Origin of the sequence: Streptomyces asiaticus, from assembly GCF_018138715.1 — a bacterium.
Taxonomy (GTDB): Bacteria; Actinomycetota; Actinomycetes; order Streptomycetales; family Streptomycetaceae; genus Streptomyces; species Streptomyces asiaticus.
Map to the genome: position 1 here is coordinate 6,018,338 of NZ_JAGSHX010000006.1, position 14,842 is coordinate 6,033,179.

The 14,842-nt window shown below is 71.1% G+C and carries 17 protein-coding genes; 7 read left to right on the top strand and 10 right to left on the bottom strand.

Annotated elements, in window-relative coordinates; all coding sequences use genetic code 11:
* Positions 1-105: 105 nt before the first annotated feature.
* On the bottom strand, positions 106-363 hold the full coding sequence (locus KHP12_RS33290) for a WhiB family transcriptional regulator (RefSeq protein WP_014054815.1): 258 nt from the start codon (positions 361-363) through the stop codon (positions 106-108).
* Positions 364-681: 318 nt separating this feature from the next.
* Positions 682-1,650 carry a diacylglycerol/lipid kinase family protein gene (locus KHP12_RS33295; protein ID WP_086879181.1) on the bottom strand — a complete coding sequence of 323 codons (969 nt, stop codon included), beginning with the start codon at positions 1,648-1,650 and terminating at the stop codon, positions 682-684.
* Between the two features lie 80 nt (positions 1,651-1,730).
* On the opposite strand from KHP12_RS33295, the gene KHP12_RS33300 reads away from it, so the two are divergent.
* Positions 1,731-2,276, top strand: coding sequence for a hypothetical protein (locus KHP12_RS33300; RefSeq protein WP_086879180.1), 546 nt, complete (start codon positions 1,731-1,733; stop codon positions 2,274-2,276).
* A gap of 480 nt (positions 2,277-2,756) precedes the next feature.
* Here the strand turns inward: KHP12_RS33300 and KHP12_RS33305 are convergent, their stop codons facing one another.
* From KHP12_RS33305 to KHP12_RS33320, 4 genes are all read right to left on the bottom strand, one after another.
* Positions 2,757-3,662: an RNA polymerase sigma factor SigF gene (locus tag KHP12_RS33305; protein WP_086886059.1), complete on the bottom strand. Its 906-nt coding sequence runs from the start codon at positions 3,660-3,662 to the stop codon at positions 2,757-2,759.
* 17 nt (positions 3,663-3,679) lie between these two features.
* Positions 3,680-4,093: an ATP-binding protein gene (locus KHP12_RS33310; RefSeq protein ID WP_014054819.1), complete on the bottom strand. Its 414-nt coding sequence runs from the start codon at positions 4,091-4,093 to the stop codon at positions 3,680-3,682.
* A gap of 247 nt (positions 4,094-4,340) precedes the next feature.
* Entirely contained in the window at positions 4,341-4,886 is a 546-nt protein-coding gene (locus KHP12_RS33315) for a GNAT family N-acetyltransferase (protein WP_086886058.1), read from the bottom strand.
* A 139-nt stretch (positions 4,887-5,025) separates the two neighbouring features.
* Positions 5,026-5,289 (bottom strand): UBP-type zinc finger domain-containing protein, encoded by a 264-nt coding sequence (locus KHP12_RS33320; protein WP_086886057.1) that lies wholly within the window; start codon positions 5,287-5,289, stop codon positions 5,026-5,028.
* A gap of 77 nt (positions 5,290-5,366) precedes the next feature.
* Here KHP12_RS33320 and KHP12_RS33325 point away from each other — a divergent pair, with 77 nt between their 5' ends.
* A complete protein-coding gene (locus KHP12_RS33325) occupies positions 5,367-6,977 on the top strand; it encodes a Na+/H+ antiporter (protein WP_086886056.1) in 1,611 nt (536 codons plus the stop codon).
* A 609-nt stretch (positions 6,978-7,586) separates the two neighbouring features.
* On the opposite strand, the gene KHP12_RS33330 is transcribed toward KHP12_RS33325, so the two are convergent.
* Positions 7,587-8,177, bottom strand: coding sequence for an N-acetylmuramoyl-L-alanine amidase (locus KHP12_RS33330; RefSeq protein ID WP_208653282.1), 591 nt, complete (start codon positions 8,175-8,177; stop codon positions 7,587-7,589).
* 171 nt (positions 8,178-8,348) lie between these two features.
* On the opposite strand from KHP12_RS33330, the gene KHP12_RS33335 reads away from it, so the two are divergent.
* The 3 genes from KHP12_RS33335 to KHP12_RS33345 all read left to right on the top strand — a co-directional run bounded on the left by KHP12_RS33335 (position 8,349) and on the right by KHP12_RS33345 (position 11,079).
* Positions 8,349-9,260, top strand: coding sequence for a glutaminase (locus KHP12_RS33335; protein WP_086886233.1), 912 nt, complete (start codon positions 8,349-8,351; stop codon positions 9,258-9,260).
* 866 nt (positions 9,261-10,126) lie between these two features.
* Positions 10,127-10,351 carry a hypothetical protein gene (locus tag KHP12_RS33340; protein ID WP_020868512.1) on the top strand — a complete coding sequence of 75 codons (225 nt, stop codon included), beginning with the start codon at positions 10,127-10,129 and terminating at the stop codon, positions 10,349-10,351.
* The gene (locus KHP12_RS33345) at positions 10,348-11,079 is read left to right on the top strand and encodes a helix-turn-helix transcriptional regulator (RefSeq protein WP_086886556.1); all 732 of its coding nucleotides are present in this window, start codon (positions 10,348-10,350) and stop codon (positions 11,077-11,079) included. The genes KHP12_RS33340 and KHP12_RS33345 overlap by 4 nt, the downstream gene beginning before the upstream one ends.
* On the opposite strand, the gene KHP12_RS33350 is transcribed toward KHP12_RS33345, so the two are convergent.
* From KHP12_RS33350 to KHP12_RS33360, 3 genes are all read right to left on the bottom strand, one after another.
* Entirely contained in the window at positions 11,068-11,463 is a 396-nt protein-coding gene (locus KHP12_RS33350) for a VOC family protein (protein ID WP_086886557.1), read from the bottom strand. The two genes, KHP12_RS33345 and KHP12_RS33350, sit on opposite strands and share 12 nt — an antisense overlap.
* Positions 11,464-11,537: 74 nt before the next feature.
* Positions 11,538-12,476 carry a beta-ketoacyl-ACP synthase III gene (locus KHP12_RS33355; protein WP_086886558.1) on the bottom strand — a complete coding sequence of 313 codons (939 nt, stop codon included), beginning with the start codon at positions 12,474-12,476 and terminating at the stop codon, positions 11,538-11,540.
* Positions 12,477-12,770: 294 nt separating this feature from the next.
* Positions 12,771-13,478 (bottom strand): HAD family acid phosphatase, encoded by a 708-nt coding sequence (locus KHP12_RS33360; protein ID WP_086886559.1) that lies wholly within the window; start codon positions 13,476-13,478, stop codon positions 12,771-12,773.
* Positions 13,479-13,743: 265 nt separating this feature from the next.
* Between KHP12_RS33360 and KHP12_RS33365 the strand changes: the two genes are divergently transcribed.
* A complete protein-coding gene (locus KHP12_RS33365) occupies positions 13,744-14,136 on the top strand; it encodes an STAS domain-containing protein (protein ID WP_211833997.1) in 393 nt (130 codons plus the stop codon).
* A gap of 228 nt (positions 14,137-14,364) precedes the next feature.
* Positions 14,365-14,811: an STAS domain-containing protein gene (locus tag KHP12_RS33370; protein ID WP_210609852.1), complete on the top strand. Its 447-nt coding sequence runs from the start codon at positions 14,365-14,367 to the stop codon at positions 14,809-14,811.
* Positions 14,812-14,842 lie beyond the last annotated feature (31 nt).

A 14,842-nucleotide genomic window follows, 5' to 3' on the forward strand; every position in this document is an offset into this window, starting at 1 on the left:
AAGCACTGAGCCCCGGACCCATCTGGTCCGGGGCTCAAAGCTCATGATGCTGTGCGCATGGGGGTTACTACGCGCTGCGGCTCGGGGGCCACGGGGTGCCGGGCTTCAGGCGCTGGCGTTGCGTGCCCGGTTGCGAGCGGCACGGCGCTTCATGGCGCGGCGCTCGTCTTCGCTCATTCCACCCCAGACGCCGGAGTCCTGGCCGGACTCAAGCGCCCACTGCAGGCACTGCTCCATGACGGGGCAGCGGCGGCAGACGGCCTTGGCTTCCTCGATCTGCAGCAGCGCAGGACCGGTGTTGCCGATGGGGAAGAACAGCTCGGGGTCTTCCTCGCGGCAAACGGCGTTGTGACGCCAGTCCATGGCTGCTCCATCTCCTCGTATTGCGGGCTCGTTGCTTGTGAATGTGAACGCTTTCACGAATCCCCTCGCAACGGTAGGGTGCCGAACCAGTTGGGGCTGGTGCGGTCCTGTGGAATGAGGAGGGGGTTCGGGCTCTCAAGGGGGCCTTTCAGAAGGCCGTCCCGATCGCCAAGAAGAGACTCGCAAACCTCGGCGACGGATACAACCCCTTCCGGAAAGTTTTTTTTGATTCCTTGGTGTCGGCTCGGTCACAGCCGTACTTCCGGTGGGTGGAGTCCAGGGTAAACGTTCGACTGGAAGGACTTTTTGCGGTCTCACTCACACAATCACACGCAGTGCACGGCGTACGCCTGTGAACGTCACGCTCGTACGCAGTCCCAGGTGGTCACCGTCCATCTGGAACGGCAGTGGCGCCTGGGATTGCAAGGTGAAGTCCGTGAGATCGTGAAGCGCTACCACATGCTTGCCGCGGGGCCCGCGCTCGGGGGTCGACATCAGCAGCTGGGTCGCGTAGCGGGTCACCGCCGGCGCCGACAGCTTGGCGAGTCCCAGCACGTCGAGGGCGGTGTCGAAGGACGCCTGGGGCGCCGCGTAGACCGGGCGGTTGCCCAGAAAGGTCCACGGGGAGGTGTTGCAGACTATCGACAGCGCGAGCTCCTCGATCGGGTCCTCGCCCGGCCGCCCGATGGTGATGGTGCCCTGCCGCCGGTGCGGCTCCCCCATGAACTGCCGCACCATCTGCCGTATGTAGAGGGCATGGGTGGACCGCTTGCCGCGCTCGCGCTGCTGCTCCACCCGGCCGATGACGCTCGCGTCGAAGCCGAGCCCGGCGCAGAAGGTGAACCAGCGGGCCGGGACCGACTCGTCCCGGGTGCCGGGCGTGCCGCCCGCGAGTCCGAGGCCCACGGTGCGCTCGGTGCCGTCTCTCAACGCGTCCAGCAGGGCGCCGGTCGCCTCGACGGCGTCATTGGGCAGCCCGAGGGCGCGGGCGAAGACATTGGTGGAGCCGCCGGGCACGACCGCGAGCCGGGGCAACTCCTGTGGGGCGGGGCCATGGTGCAGCAGTCCGTTGACGACCTCGTTGACGGTGCCGTCGCCGCCGAACGCCACGACCAGTTCATGAGTGCCGCCGTCGACCGCCCGCCGCGCCAGGTCGCGGGCGTGCCCCCGGTACTCCGTGGTCGCCACGTCCAGCTTCAGATCGCTGGCGAGCGCGTGGAACAGAACATCCCGGGTGCGGGCACTGGTGGTGGTTGCTGCCGGGTTGACCACGAGGAGTGCGCGCATGCGCGCCAGCCTACCTATCCGTGACGACCGGCCCCAGGGGGGTAGGGGCCGGGCGCCTCGAGGACGGCTAGGCTGCTGGCGTGAGCAGTAAGAAGTCCGCTACGGGGAAGTCCGCTACGGAGAAGAAGGCGCAGAGGGCCACGGGGCAGGGGCAGAAGGCGACGGCCCGGCCGGGCGCCGCGGCCGCCAAGGCGGCCGACGCCGCCGGTGCTCCCGCCGACGCCGCGCCCACCGGGCCGCGCCCCGCTCGGCTGACCGCCGCCGCGGTGCTGGCCGCCGCGGAGGGCGTGGTGCTGCTGGGCTTCGGCGTCTACGTACTGATCATGGGGCTGACCGGGGATCCGGAGAGCCCCCAGCAGGCGGAGATGCTCGGGGTCACCGTGCTGGCGCTGGCCCTGCTGCCGCTGCTGGCGGCCCGTGGGCTGTGGCTGCGGCGCCGCTGGAGCCGCGGCCCCGCGACGATCACCCAGCTGATGGCGCTGCCGGTGGCCTGGACGCTGGTGCAGAACGGTGGCGGGCTGATCGCCGCCGGGGTGGCCACCGGCGTCGCGGCGCTCGCGGTCCTGGCGCTGCTGATCAATCCGACGGCGACCGAAGCTCTCGGCATCGGTCCGCGCGACGCATAGCCGGTTTCCGCCTGCGGCGGGCTGCTCCCCGCCCCGCTCCTCCCCGAACTGGGGCTCCGCCCCAGACCCCGCTCCTCAATCGCCGGAGGGGCTGGAAGGCGGGGCTCCGCCCCAGGCCCCGCTCCTCAAACGTTGGGGGGCTGGGAGGCTGGGCTCTGCCCTAAGCAGGTCAGAGGAAGTCCGCTACGGTTCGGGCAGCGCCCCGAAGGGGCGCGGGGAACTGCGCGACCAGCCACGACGGCACCGCAGCCGGCCGACGACCCATCGCGACACTTCCCGCGGAGCGCTTAGGCCCCGGGTCGGGGCCCCGGCCCCCTTCCCGCGGTATCGATATGCGGCTCCGCCGCGTGGCAGGGGCTCCGGCCCAAGTCCAGGGGTCCAGGGGCGGAGCCCCTGCCGCGCGGCGGAGCCGCATGTCGGGTGCTTCGGGAAGGGGCGGGGAGGGGAAAGGACCACCGGGCACCCCGTGGCGCGCGCTCGCTACTCCTCGACCAGCAGCTTGTCGCGCAACTGCGCGAGCGTGCGGGCCAGCAGCCGGGAGACATGCATCTGGGAGATGCCGACCTCCTGCGCGATCTGCGACTGCGTCATATTGCCGAAGAAGCGCAGCAGCAGGATCTTCTTCTCGCGCGGGGGCAGATCCTCCAGCAGGGGTTTGAGCGACTCGCGGTACTCGACGCCCTCGAGCGCCTCGTCCTCCGCGCCGAGGGTGTCGGCGACCGCCGGGGACTCGTCGTCCGTGTCCGGGACGTCCAGGGACAGGGTGCTGTAGGCATTGGCGGACTCCAGCCCCTCCAGCACCTCCTCCTCGGAGATGGACAGATGCTGGGCCAGCTCATGGACGGTCGGGGCGCGGCCATGGCGCTGGGAGAGCTCCGCGGTGGCCGTGGTCAGCGACAGCCGTAGCTCCTGGAGCCGGCGCGGCACCCGCACCGCCCAGCCCTTGTCGCGGAAGTGGCGCTTGATCTCGCCCACGACCGTGGGTGTCGCATAGGTGGAGAACTCCACACCGCGGTCCGGATCGAACCGGTCCACGGACTTGATCAGCCCGATGGTGGCGACCTGGGTGAGGTCGTCCAGCGGCTCACCGCGGTTGCGGAAGCGCCGGGCCAGATGCTCCACCAGCGGCAGATGCATACGCACGAGGTTGTTGCGCAGCTCGGCCCGCTCGGCGGAGCCCTCCGGCAGCCGTCGCAGCTCGGCGAACATCGCCCGCGCGCCACTCCGGTCCTGCGGATCGTGCTGCTGATGCACCTGCTCGTGCTGATCCATGTGGTCCGCCCGCTCTGGTCGGTCTCCTGCCGCCTCCGAGTCCGCGGGATGCGGCCGGGCCGGCGGGTGCGGGATGGCCGGGGTACCTACTCCCCGCGATGATGCAGTGCTCACGGAGCCCCCTTGTTCCGTCACGGCTGTCCGGGGCCGGCGCCGCGCTCCTTGTACAGGCTGATGCTGACCGTTCGGTCCTCGGCCACCGTCGAGTCCACCTTGCCCGCCAGTGCGGAGAGCACCGTCCAGGCGAAGGTGTCGCGCTCGGGGGCGCGACCGTCGGTGGTGGGAGCCGAGACGGTCACCTGGAGTGCGTCGTCGATCAAGCGGAAGACGCAGCTCAGCACACTGCCGGACACGGCTTGCTGAAGCAGGATCGCGCATGCCTCGTCTACGGCGATACGCAGATCCTCGATTTCGTCGAGGGTGAAGTCCAAGCGGGCTGCGAGGCCGGCGGTGGCCGTCCGCAGCACCGACAGATAGGCACCCGCAGCGGGCAGCCGGACTTCCACGAAGTCCTGGGTCCCGGGCTCGCCTGCGATCTGGGACACCCTCACCTCCAAGGTGACACAAGCTGATTGAGCTGAGCTGATTGGAGCGTCGGCCCCGAACCCTTATGGTGGAGGGTGATACGGGTCGACGCTGTATGTACTTTGGCTGCGACGCTATCGCGATCTGCGGTTCGGTGTCGCCCGGACGATGCACGGCCCCCATCACGGGTGAACCCCGGCCCACAAGGCCGCGATATCACTCATAGTAAGCACATGAGTACGCAGCGTGGCTAGAGGGTTTGCGGTCTCAATTCGAAAGAGATGTCGCCTCACTCAGGAAATCGCTGGTCACGGCGGTGCCCATGGCCTGAGCGGCCAACGCTCGCAGTGGCTCTCCCGAGAGCCTGCGCACCGTCCATTCATCCATCGCCTCCGCGCCGATCGCGGCGTAGAAGCCGATCGCGGGCTCGTTCCAGTCGAGCACCGACCATTCGAAACGGGCATATCCCCGCTCCACGCAGATCCGCGCCAGCTCGGCGAGCAGCGCCTTGCCGTGGCCGCCCCCGCGGGCCCGCGGGGTGACGTACAGGTCCTCCAGATACACGCCATGGGTGCCTGTCCAGGTGGAGAAGTTACGAAACCACAGGGCGAACCCCACCGGACCGGCGGGCTTTCCGGCGCCACCCGCCTCCTCGGCGATCAGCGCGAACACCGCGGGATGCGCCCCGAAGAGCGCCTCGCGCAGCTGCTCCTCGGTGGCCTTCGCCTCCTGCGGAGCCCGCTCGTAGTCCGCCAGCTCGCGGATCATCGCATGGATCGCCGGAACGTCGGACGGCTTCGCTGATCGGATCATGTGGTGAAGGCTAGCGGGCCGCACCGACAAACGCGGCAGTCGATCTCCGACATTGCGCGGAAAACGCCAAGACCAGGGCGTCCGCGGAGCCGGGACCGACCACACACCGGCATCTCACCCCACGATGAGCTGATCCATCTCACCCCACGATGAGCTGATCGACGAAGCACCAGCGCCAGTCCTCACCCTCCTCGAAGCTGCGCATCACCGGATGGCCGGTCTCCTCGAAGTGGCGGGTGGTGTGCTGGTACGGCGAGGAGTCGCAGCAGCCCACATGGCCGCACACCAGACACTTCCGCAGCTGGACGGGGTGGCTGCCGACCGCCAGGCATTCGGGACAGGTGTCGGACCGCGGCTCCGGTTCGGGACGCGGCAGTGCGGGAACATGCGGGCACTCGTTCATGATTGCCAGACTAAAACGCCGCGCGAGCGGAGCACATGGACGACCGTCGGGACGGCCGACGGAGACAGGGCCGGACGATGGATGTATTGCCGTTGTTGATGCTGGTCGCGGGCAGCGCGGCGGTCGCGGGCGCGGCGCGCCGGACCCCGGTGCCCGCGCCGCTGATGCTGGTCGCGGCCGGGCTCGTCGTCTCGTACCTGCCCGGGGTGCCGGACTACACGCTGGACCCGCATATCGTGCTGCCCCTGGTGCTGCCGCCGCTGCTGCACAGCGCCGCGCTGGACAGCTCGTACCTCGATCTGCGGGCCAATCTGCGGCCGATCGCGCTGCTCTCCGTCGGGTACGTGCTCTTCGCGACGGTCGCGGTCGGCGTGGTCGCCCATCTGCTGATCCCGCAGCTGCCGCTGACCGCCGCCCTCGTGCTGGGCGCGGTGGTGGCGCCGCCGGACGCCGTGGCCGCCACCGCCATCGCCCGCCGGATCGGGCTGCCCTCCCGGCTCACCACGCTCCTCCAGGGCGAGTCCCTGTTCAACGACGCGACCGCGATCACCGCCTACCGGGTGGCGGTGGCCGCGGCGGTGGGGGAGGGCGTCAGCTGGGCCGAGGGCCTGCGGGAGTTCGCCTTCGCGGCCATCGGCGGCGTCGTGGTCGGTCTGATCCTGATGGTGCCGCTGCACTGGCTGCGCACCCGGCTGCGGGACTCCCTGCTCCAGAACACCCTCTCGCTGCTCATCCCCTTCGTCGCCTACGCCGTCGCCGAGCAGTTCGAGGCGTCGGGCGTGCTGGCCGTCGTGGTGGTCGGGCTCTACCTGGGACACCACTCCTGGCAGGTCGACTTCGCCACCCGGCTCCAGGAGGCGGCGGTCTGGCGCATGATCGACTTTGTTCTGGAGTCGGCGGTCTTCGCGCTGATCGGGCTGCAACTGCGGGTCGTGATGGGCGGCCTGGGGGAGTACGGGGCGGCCGAGGCCGCCTGGTACGCGACCGTCGTCTTCCTGGCCGTGGTGGTCACCCGCTACGTCTGGGTCTTCCCGTCGACCTTCGTGCCGCGCATGCTCTTCCCCGGGATCCGCGAGCGCGAGCCCGGCACCAACTGGACCGCGCCGGTCATCGTCGGCTGGGCCGGGATGCGCGGTGTGGTCTCGCTGGCCATCGCCTTCTCGATCCCCGAGACCGTGCACGGTGGCGCGCCCTTCCCGGCCCGCAATCTGATCCTCTTCCTGACCTTCACGACCGTCATCGGCACCCTGGTGATCCATGGGCTCACCCTGCCGTCCCTGATCCGGCTGCTCGGGCTGCCCGGCCGCGATCCCCACGCCGAGACCCTTGCCGAGGCCCAGGCGCAGAACACGGCGTCGCTGGCGGCCGAGCGCCGACTGGCGGAGCTGCTGGCCGATGAGCGCAACGCCCTGCCGTCGCCGCTCGCCGACCGGCTGCGCACGGTGCTGGAGCAGCGCCGCAACGCCGTGTGGGAGCGGCTGGGCGCGGTCAACGAGGTGACCGGCGAGTCGGCGGACGACACCTATCGGAGGCTGGCCCGGGAGATGATCGAGGCCGAGCGGGCGGTGTTCGTGGATCTGCGGGACGCCCGGCGGATCGACGAGGAGATGCTGCGGTCGCTGCTGCGGCGGCTGGATCTGGAGGAGGCGGCGCTCTACCGGGAGGGGGCCACGGAGGATGGGGCCTGAGCCCTGGCCCTCTTCGCGCCGCCTGCCGTGCCCGTGCCGGCGCCGGCGCCGGCGCCCGTACCCGGACCGGCGCCCGTGCCCGCGCCCGTACCCGGACCGGCGCTAGGGGGTGTCCGGCGGATCGTGCCGCCTGCGGTGGGATGTTCCCCTCCCCGCCCCTTCCCTCAACTGGGGCTTCGCCCCAAGGCCCCGCTCCTCAAGTGCCGGAGGGGCTGGATGGCGGGGCTTCGCCCCAAGGCCCCGCTCCTCAAGTGCCGGAGGGGCTGGATGGCGGGGCTTCGCCCCAAGGCCCCGCTCCTCAAGTGCCGGAGGGGCTGGATGGCGGGGCTTCGCCCCAAGGCCCCGCTCCTCAAGTGCCGGAGGGGCTGGATGGCGGGACTCCGCCCCAAGGCCCCGCTCCTCAAACTCCCCCAGCTACCGCTGGGAGGTGCCCCCTGGAGGGGCTGGAAGGTGGGGCTCCGTCCCAGGTCCCGCTCCTCAAGCTCCCCCAGCTGCCGCTGGGAGGTGCCGCCCGGAGGGGCTGGAAGGCCGGGCTTCGCCCCAGATCCCGGGGTCTGGGGCGAAGCCCCGCCATGCGGCGGACACTCCGTAGGTGAGCGTCCTACTGTCCTACTTGAGCTGTTCGCGGATCCGGTCGCGCATCGAGGCCATGGTGAAGCCGCGCGGATCCACCTTGCCCGGCTGCCATTCGAGGTGGCCGATCACCGAGCGCTCGGTCCAGCCGTGATGCCGGCACACGGCCGCCGCGGCCCGCGCGATCGCGTCCAGCTGGGCCTCGGGCCACGGGTCCTCGCCGTCGCCCAGGTTCTCGCATTCGAAGCCGTAGAAGGCGCGGTTCCCGTCGGTGTTCGCCTCGTTGTCCGACGGGAGGGCCTTCTCGGCGATCACCGCCCGCAGGACGTCGTCGTCGCCGAGCCCGGCGTGGTTGGCGCGGCCGTAGCCGACCAGATGGACGCCGCCGTCCTTGGCGATCACGCCATGGCACAGTGGGCCGGGCAGCCCCTCGAAGCCGTCCCGGCAGATCTGCACGGTCTCCTCGGTGCCGGAGGTGACGGTGTGGTGGATCATCACCCCGTGCACCGGGCCCCACGGCCCCTTGTGGTTCCGGTTGTGGTGCCGCCAGTCGCCGACCTGCGTCACCCGTAAGCCCTCATTCGTCAGCGCCGCCAGGAAGTCCCCCGCGGACATGGGTGAGGCCATGCCCCGCCTCCGTTCTGGTCCTGAGGCGGGCCCCGGTCGCGGTCCGCCTCGTTCACTCGCTTGCTTACCCGCCGCACACCCATAAACGCATGGGGTGATGAATGGTGGGGGGCGCGTTATCGTGCGGACCGGCTCATCCGTACGACCTCGCAACAGGAGACGCACCGCACCATGGACTACCAGGCAGTGCTGGAGGAGGTCGCGGCCCATGTGGAGCCGCAGATCGGCCGGGGTCGGGTGGCCCAGTACATCCCGGCGCTCGCCTCGGTGGACGCGGACCGCTTCGGGATCGCCCTCGCCGACGTGGACGGCCGGGTCACCGGGGTCGGCGACTGGGAGCGGCCCTTCTCGATGCAGTCCATCTCCAAGGCGTTCAGCCTCGCGCTCGTCCTCGCCGACGACGGCGAGAAGCTGTGGCGGCGGGTCGGCCGGGAGCCCTCGGGCAACCCCTTCAACTCCCTGGTGCAGCTGGAGTACGAGCACGGCATCCCGCGCAATCCGTTCATCAACGCCGGGGCGCTCGTCGTCACGGACCGGCTGCACACCCTTACCGGTGACGCCAGCACCACCATGCTGGACTTCCTGCGGGCCGAGAGCGGCAATCCGGACCTCGCCTTCGACCAGGAGGTCGCCGTCTCCGAGACCGCCCATGGCGACCGTAATGCCGCCCTCGCCCACTTCATGGCCGGGTACGGCAATCTGGACAACCCCGTGCCGACCGTCCTCGAGCACTACTTCTGGCAGTGCTCGATCGAGATGAGCTGCCGCGACCTCGCCCTGGCCGGCAGCTTCCTCGCCCGCCACGGGCTGCGCGCGGACGGCTCCCGGCTGCTGTCGAGCAGCGAGGCGAAGCGGGTCAACGCGGTCATGCTCACTTGCGGTACGTATGACGCGGCGGGCGACTTCGCCTATCGCGTCGGGCTGCCCGGCAAGAGCGGGGTCGGCGGTGGCATCGTCGCGGTGGTGCCAGGCCGCTGCACGCTGTGTGTCTGGAGCCCTGGCCTCGACGCGCGCGGGAACTCGGTGGCGGGGGTGGCGGCGCTGGACCACTTCACCACGCTGACGGGCTGGTCCGTCTTCTAGGGGCGTCGGGTGGGCCCTTGCCGCCCGCGGCGGGCTGTTCCCCTCCCCGCCCCTTCCCGAAACTGGAGCTCCGCCCCAGACCCCGAAACTGGAGCTCCGCCCCAGACCCCGAAACTGGAGCTCCGCCCCGGGCCCCGGGTCGGGGCTTCGCCCCAGGGCCTGGACCGGGGTTCCGCCCCGGACCCTGGATCGGGGTTCCGCCCCGGGCTCCGGATCAAGGCTCTGCCCCGGGCCCCGAAACTGGGGTTCCGCCCTGGGCCTTGGATCGGGGCTCTGCCCCGGGCTCCGGATCGGGGCTCTGCCCCCGGCCCCGAAACTGGGGTTCCGCCCTGGGCCTTGGATCGGGGCTCTGCCCCGGGCTCCGGATCGGGGTTCCGCACCGGGCCCCGAAACTGGGGCTTCGCCCCAGGCCTTGGATCGGGGTTCCGCCCCAGGGCCTGCACCGGGGCTCCGCCCTCAGACCCCGGACCGGGGCTCCGCTCCAGGCCCTGCACCGGGGCTCCGCCCTCAGACCCCGGACCGGGGCTCCGCCCCTTCCCGCGCCGTCGATATGCGGCCTTGCCGCGTGGCGGGGGCTCCGCCCCAAGGCTCGGGGTCCAGGGGCGGAGCCTCTGGTATCGGGAAGGGGCGGGGAGGGGAAAGCCTCGATATGCGGCCACCGCGTGATCCGCCGGACACCACGTAGCGCGGGCGCATGGCTCCGGCGCGGGCGCGGGAGCGTGGACGGCGCGTTGGCGGGGGTGGCTGCGTGGCCTGGCGTGGTGGCGGGGGGTGACTGCGCGGCCCGCCGTGGCGGCGGGGGTGGCGCGTGGCCTGGCGTGGCGGGAGCATGGAGGGGAGTGGTGGTGAGCAGGAGGTGTACCGCCATGCAGCACGAGATGCGCGCCGAATACGAGGAGGGCAGCTCGGGGCGGGTCGCGGGCGCGCCGGTCAAGATCTGGCACATGGTCCGCGGGAATGGAACGACCGCGATGTGCGGGCGGGAGCTGGACCCGGACGCCGAGACCCAGGCCGCCGACCTGTGGGCCACGGGTGACGCGGGGCCCTTCTGCCACTCCTGCGGCGCGATGTATCTGCGCGAGGTCCCTTGAGCGCCTCGAGCGAGTACCGGGAGCGGAATGCGCTGATCGGCCACGGCGCCGTGGTGTGGACCCGTACGGCCGGCACCGGGCCGCAGCGGGTGCTCCCCGACGGCTGCACGGATCTGATCTGGAGCGAGGCGGGACCGGGAGCGGACGGAGAGCTGCTGGTCGCCGGGCCGGACACCCGCGCGCACCTGGCCCCCGGCGCGCCGGGCACCCGGGCTGTGGGGCTGCGGTTCGCGCCCGGCACGGGCCCCGCCGTGCTGGGCGTACCGGCACATGAACTCCGCGATCTGCGGGTGCCCTTGTCCGCGCTCTGGCCGGGCCCGGAGGTCCGGCGGCTGGCCGAGCGGATCGCCGCCGGACAGACGGCCGCGGACCGCCTTCTGGAGGAGGCGGCCCGCGGACGGCTGCGGACGGCGGAACCCCCCGATCCGGTGCTCGCCGCGATCGTCGCGGGGGTCTCGCGCGGAACGGGCGTGGCCGGGATCGCCGCCGCCGTGGGCCTGGGGGAGCGGCAGCTGCACCGCCGCTCCCTCGCCGCGTTCGGCTACGGCCCCAAGACGCTGGGCCGGGTGCTTCGGCTGAACCGGGCCCTGGACCTGGCGCGCACCGGCCTCCCCTTCGCGGAGGTCGCGGCCACGGCGGGCTACGCCGACCAGGCCCACCTCGCCCGCGACGTCAGGGCGCTGGCGGGAGTGCCCCTGGGACGTCTGCTGCGGGGGTCAGGAGGGTAGCGGGGCGAACACGTCGATGCCGTTGTTGTCGGGGTCGAGGACCGTGGCGTAGCGCTGGCCCCAGGGCGCGTCCCACGGCTCCAGCTTGCCGCGTACCCCCGCCCCGACGAGGTCCTGGTAGGTCTTGTCCACGTCGGCCGGGCTGTCGCAGGCGAAGGCGAGCCCCACCTGGTGGGAGCCGCTCGGCGGCGTCCATTCCGGGTCGAAGGAGCGCACCGTCGCGACGGTGTCCCACATCAGCCGCGTGCCGCCGGGCAGGGCGGCCTCGACGTGGGGCTGGGTGTCGGCGTCGGCGGGGATGTCGAGGCCGAGGCGGCGGTAGAAGGCGAGGGAGGCGGCCATGTCGGCGACGACCAGGCCGATGGCGTCGAATCGTGCTGTCATACGGGCAGCGTAGGGAGCGCCAGGGTGGCCGGTCTTGAACGAATCGGACGTCGAGGCCGGGATCGCCGACGGCGTCACGGGCAGTGGATGACCTGGCCCGCGTACGACAGGTTGCCGCCGAAGCCGAAGAGCAGCACCGGGGCGCCGGAGGGCACCTCGCCGCGCTCGACCAGCTTGGAGAGGGCGAGCGGAATGCTGGCCGCCGAGGTGTTGCCGGACTCCACCACGTCGCGGGCGATCACCGCGTTGACAGCGCCCAGCTTGCGCGCGACCGGTTCGATGATCCGCAGATTGGCCTGGTGCAGTACGACACCGGCCAGGTCCTCCGGGGAGAGCCCGGCCCGTTCGCACACCTTCCGCGCGATCGGCGGCAGATGGGTGGTGGCCCAGCGGTAGACGGTCTGGCCCTCCTGCGCGAACCGGGGCGGCGTGCCCTCGATACGGACCGCGCCGCCCATCTCCGGTACCGAGCCCCACACCACCGGGCCGACGCCCGGCCGCTCGGCGGCCACCACCACGGCCGCGCCCGCGCCGTCGCCGGTCAGCACGCAGGTGGAGCGGTCGGTCCAGTCGGTGGCCGCGCTGAACTTCTCCGCGCCGATCACCAGGGCCGCGGTGGCCGCCCCGGCCCGGATGGTGTGGTCGGCGGTGGCGAGGGCGTGGGTGAAGCCGGCGCACACCACATTGAGGTCCATGGTGGCGGGGTGGGCCAGCCCGAGCCGGGCGGCGACCCGGGCCGCCATATTGGGGCTGCGGTCGATCGCCGTGCAGGTGGCGACGAGCACGAGGTCGATGTCGGAGGGGGCGAGCCCGCTGTTGGCCAGCGCCTTGGCGGCCGCCGCCGCGGCCATCTCGTCGACCGTCTCGTCGGCGCGGGCGAGATGGCGGGTGCGGATGCCGACCCGGCTGCGGATCCACTCGTCGCTGGTGTCGACCATGGCCGCGAGGTCGTCGTTGCCGAGCACCTTCGCGGGCTGGTAGTGGCCGAGCGCCAGTACGTGCGAGCCGGTCATCGGTCATCCCCTTCGCGCCAGTGTCGACGTATCCGCGCAATTTTGCGGAGATCTCGACGGACAGTCTGCGGTGTGTCCAGTCTTGAGCGGAGCAGACGTGCCGTGCGCTCGGGTTACTCACCAATCTTGGGCGCCAAGATCTGGAGTTCCCGGCCTTTCCCCGGCGGGTGTCGAGGGTCGTGGCGGAAGGGGATGACCTCTGACCGTGGCTCAGGAGAGCCGACTCAGGGCAATCGACTCAGGGCAGTCGGTTGGGGACAGTCGGTTCGGGACAGTCGGTTCGGGACAGTCGTTTCAGGACAGCTGGCCGTCGTAGTCCGGGAGCTTGAAGGACTTCTCGGCGTGGCCACCGCTGATGTCGGTGGGGCTGTTGCCGATGTTGGCGATGATCGTGTAGCCGTTCTTCTCGATCTCCGCCCGCTTGGCGGTCTTGTACTCCGCCACGTCCTGGAAGAGGTCCGGCAGATGGCGTACGTACAGACCGGCGACCGAATAGCCGACCTTCTCCAGGTTGTACTCGGTCGGCAGGTAGATGATGCCGGGGCGCGCGGTGACGAAGAAGATGGCCACACCGCGGTCGTGGGCGTACTGGGCGAGCTTCAGCACCGGCCCGACGGCGGGCTGGGGGTAGCTGAAGCCGAAGTCCGTCTCCAGCGAGGTGTTGTCGATGTCCAGGACGATGGCCTGCTTCTCGCCCGAGGGGTCGGCGGTGCGCTCCTCGATGTACGGGCGGGCCTGCTCGTCGATGATGGCGCGAACATCACGCTGCCAGGTCTCGTAGTCGACCTCCTCGGCGGCGGTGGTGGCGCTCGACGGCGCCGCCGTGGCTGCCGCGGCCGCCGTGATGGCGGTGAAGTCGCTGGTGCCGGGCGTGGCGCTGGTGCCGCTGGTGCCGGGCGTGGCGGCGGTCGCCGTGGTGGCCGTTCCGCCGACGCCGATGGCGAGGGCGACGACCACCGTCGTCATGCCGAGCCGCCGTGATCGCACGCGTCCTGCTGTCATCGGTCACTTCCTTCGCGTCGAGGCGATTGCCGGATGGCAGGTTCACGGCTGCCGGTGGACATGAGGAGACCTCTGCTTTACCGGCGAGTAACAGTTCGCGACCGGGGGGCCCAAATACGCCAACGACACGTGCCGGGCCGTTCATTGACTGGTCAGCCGGTAGATGGGTATGTCATCTACTGAAGGGCCGGCCTGGACCCCGGCGATGACCGGCGTGGCTGCGGGCTCCGGTGTCGCGCGCCTCCACCAGGTCAAGGAGGCTTGCATGTTCGATGATCGGCCCGCCTTCGGCGTCCGAGTCCAGGTGCTCGGCGGCGTCACCGTCGCCGAGATCGCGGGAGAGCTGGACATCTTCGCCGCGGGGCGGATCGTGGCTCGGCTCGATTCCCTCGTTCAGGTGCGGTGCCCGGATCTGGTCCTGGACCTACGGCCGGTCACATTCCTGGACTGCGCCGGATTGTCTTTACTGTGCCGGTTGCGCAATCGGGTGCTGGAGCGGGACGGGCGGCTGCGGCTCGTCATCGCCGATCCGCGCTTTCTGCGGCTGCTGCGCACGGTCCGGCTGGACGACGCCTTCGAAGTACTGGAAGATCTGACTCCGGCGATCGCGGGCGCGGCGAGTCCGGTGGCCGGAGGGGGCGGCGACGCCTTCACGTAGGCCGTATCTGACCAAGTGTCAATAGTAAGAACCGAAATTCACTCGGACGAGCGGTCTTTACTGGCGGAATGCTGCGTCCCTCCCTCTGTAACCGGGGGTCACCCCCTTACGCTCGCGAGACGTCGCCTGGGGACCCGGCGGATTTCGCACCCGATGCCCGACCCTGCCCGCTTCCGGGACCTGACGAAGGTGAGAGGGGGCAGTGTGCCGTTCCGAGGGGATATCGCGATGACGCAGCAAGGCGCTCCCCGTGAGGCGCCGGTGCCGCTGGATCGCGGTGCCCAAGACGCCGTGCGGGTGCCCGCGAGCGGGGATCCCGGCCGATCCGATGATGTGGTCGCGCGGGCCCGTACGCACCGGGTCGGCGGGTACACCGTCGTGGAGCTCCACGGTGAGATCGACATCGCCGGGGTGGGCAGTGTGGGACCGGCGCTGGACGCGGCCACGGCCGGGGACCGGCCCGCGGTGATCGTGGACTTACGTCCGACGGCCTTCTTCGACTGCTCGGGCCTGGGGCTGCTGTGCCGGGCCCATCGGCGTGTCCGGGAGCGGGGCGGGCGGATGCGGCTGGTCTGCGACGATGCGTTGATCCTCCGCACGCTTCGGGCGGGGCGGATGCTGGATGTGCTTGGGCCGGTGGCCACGATGGGGGAGGCGCTGGGCGAGGAGGGGTAGGGGGCGGCGGGTCGTGGCGCCTGCGGCGGCT

What these genes read in the sequence shown, in the direction of transcription:
- KHP12_RS33365 (WP_211833997.1), top strand. Translation starts at nt 13,744, where the DNA reads ATGTTCGATGATCGGCCCGCCTTCGGCGTCCGAGTCCAGGTGCTCGGC.
- KHP12_RS33360 (WP_086886559.1), bottom strand. Translation starts at nt 13,478, where the DNA reads ATGACAGCAGGACGCGTGCGATCACGGCGGCTCGGCATGACGACGGTG.
- KHP12_RS33335 (WP_086886233.1), top strand. Translation starts at nt 8,349, where the DNA reads ATGGACTACCAGGCAGTGCTGGAGGAGGTCGCGGCCCATGTGGAGCCG.
- KHP12_RS33370 (WP_210609852.1), top strand. Translation starts at nt 14,365, where the DNA reads ATGACGCAGCAAGGCGCTCCCCGTGAGGCGCCGGTGCCGCTGGATCGC.
- KHP12_RS33340 (WP_020868512.1), top strand. Translation starts at nt 10,127, where the DNA reads ATGCAGCACGAGATGCGCGCCGAATACGAGGAGGGCAGCTCGGGGCGG.
- KHP12_RS33325 (WP_086886056.1), top strand. Translation starts at nt 5,367, where the DNA reads ATGGATGTATTGCCGTTGTTGATGCTGGTCGCGGGCAGCGCGGCGGTC.
- KHP12_RS33315 (WP_086886058.1), bottom strand. Translation starts at nt 4,886, where the DNA reads ATGATCCGATCAGCGAAGCCGTCCGACGTTCCGGCGATCCATGCGATG.
- KHP12_RS33355 (WP_086886558.1), bottom strand. Translation starts at nt 12,476, where the DNA reads ATGACCGGCTCGCACGTACTGGCGCTCGGCCACTACCAGCCCGCGAAG.
- KHP12_RS33290 (WP_014054815.1), bottom strand. Translation starts at nt 363, where the DNA reads ATGGACTGGCGTCACAACGCCGTTTGCCGCGAGGAAGACCCCGAGCTG.
- KHP12_RS33295 (WP_086879181.1), bottom strand. Translation starts at nt 1,650, where the DNA reads ATGCGCGCACTCCTCGTGGTCAACCCGGCAGCAACCACCACCAGTGCC.
- KHP12_RS33330 (WP_208653282.1), bottom strand. Translation starts at nt 8,177, where the DNA reads ATGGCCTCACCCATGTCCGCGGGGGACTTCCTGGCGGCGCTGACGAAT.
- KHP12_RS33320 (WP_086886057.1), bottom strand. Translation starts at nt 5,289, where the DNA reads ATGAACGAGTGCCCGCATGTTCCCGCACTGCCGCGTCCCGAACCGGAG.
- KHP12_RS33350 (WP_086886557.1), bottom strand. Translation starts at nt 11,463, where the DNA reads ATGACAGCACGATTCGACGCCATCGGCCTGGTCGTCGCCGACATGGCC.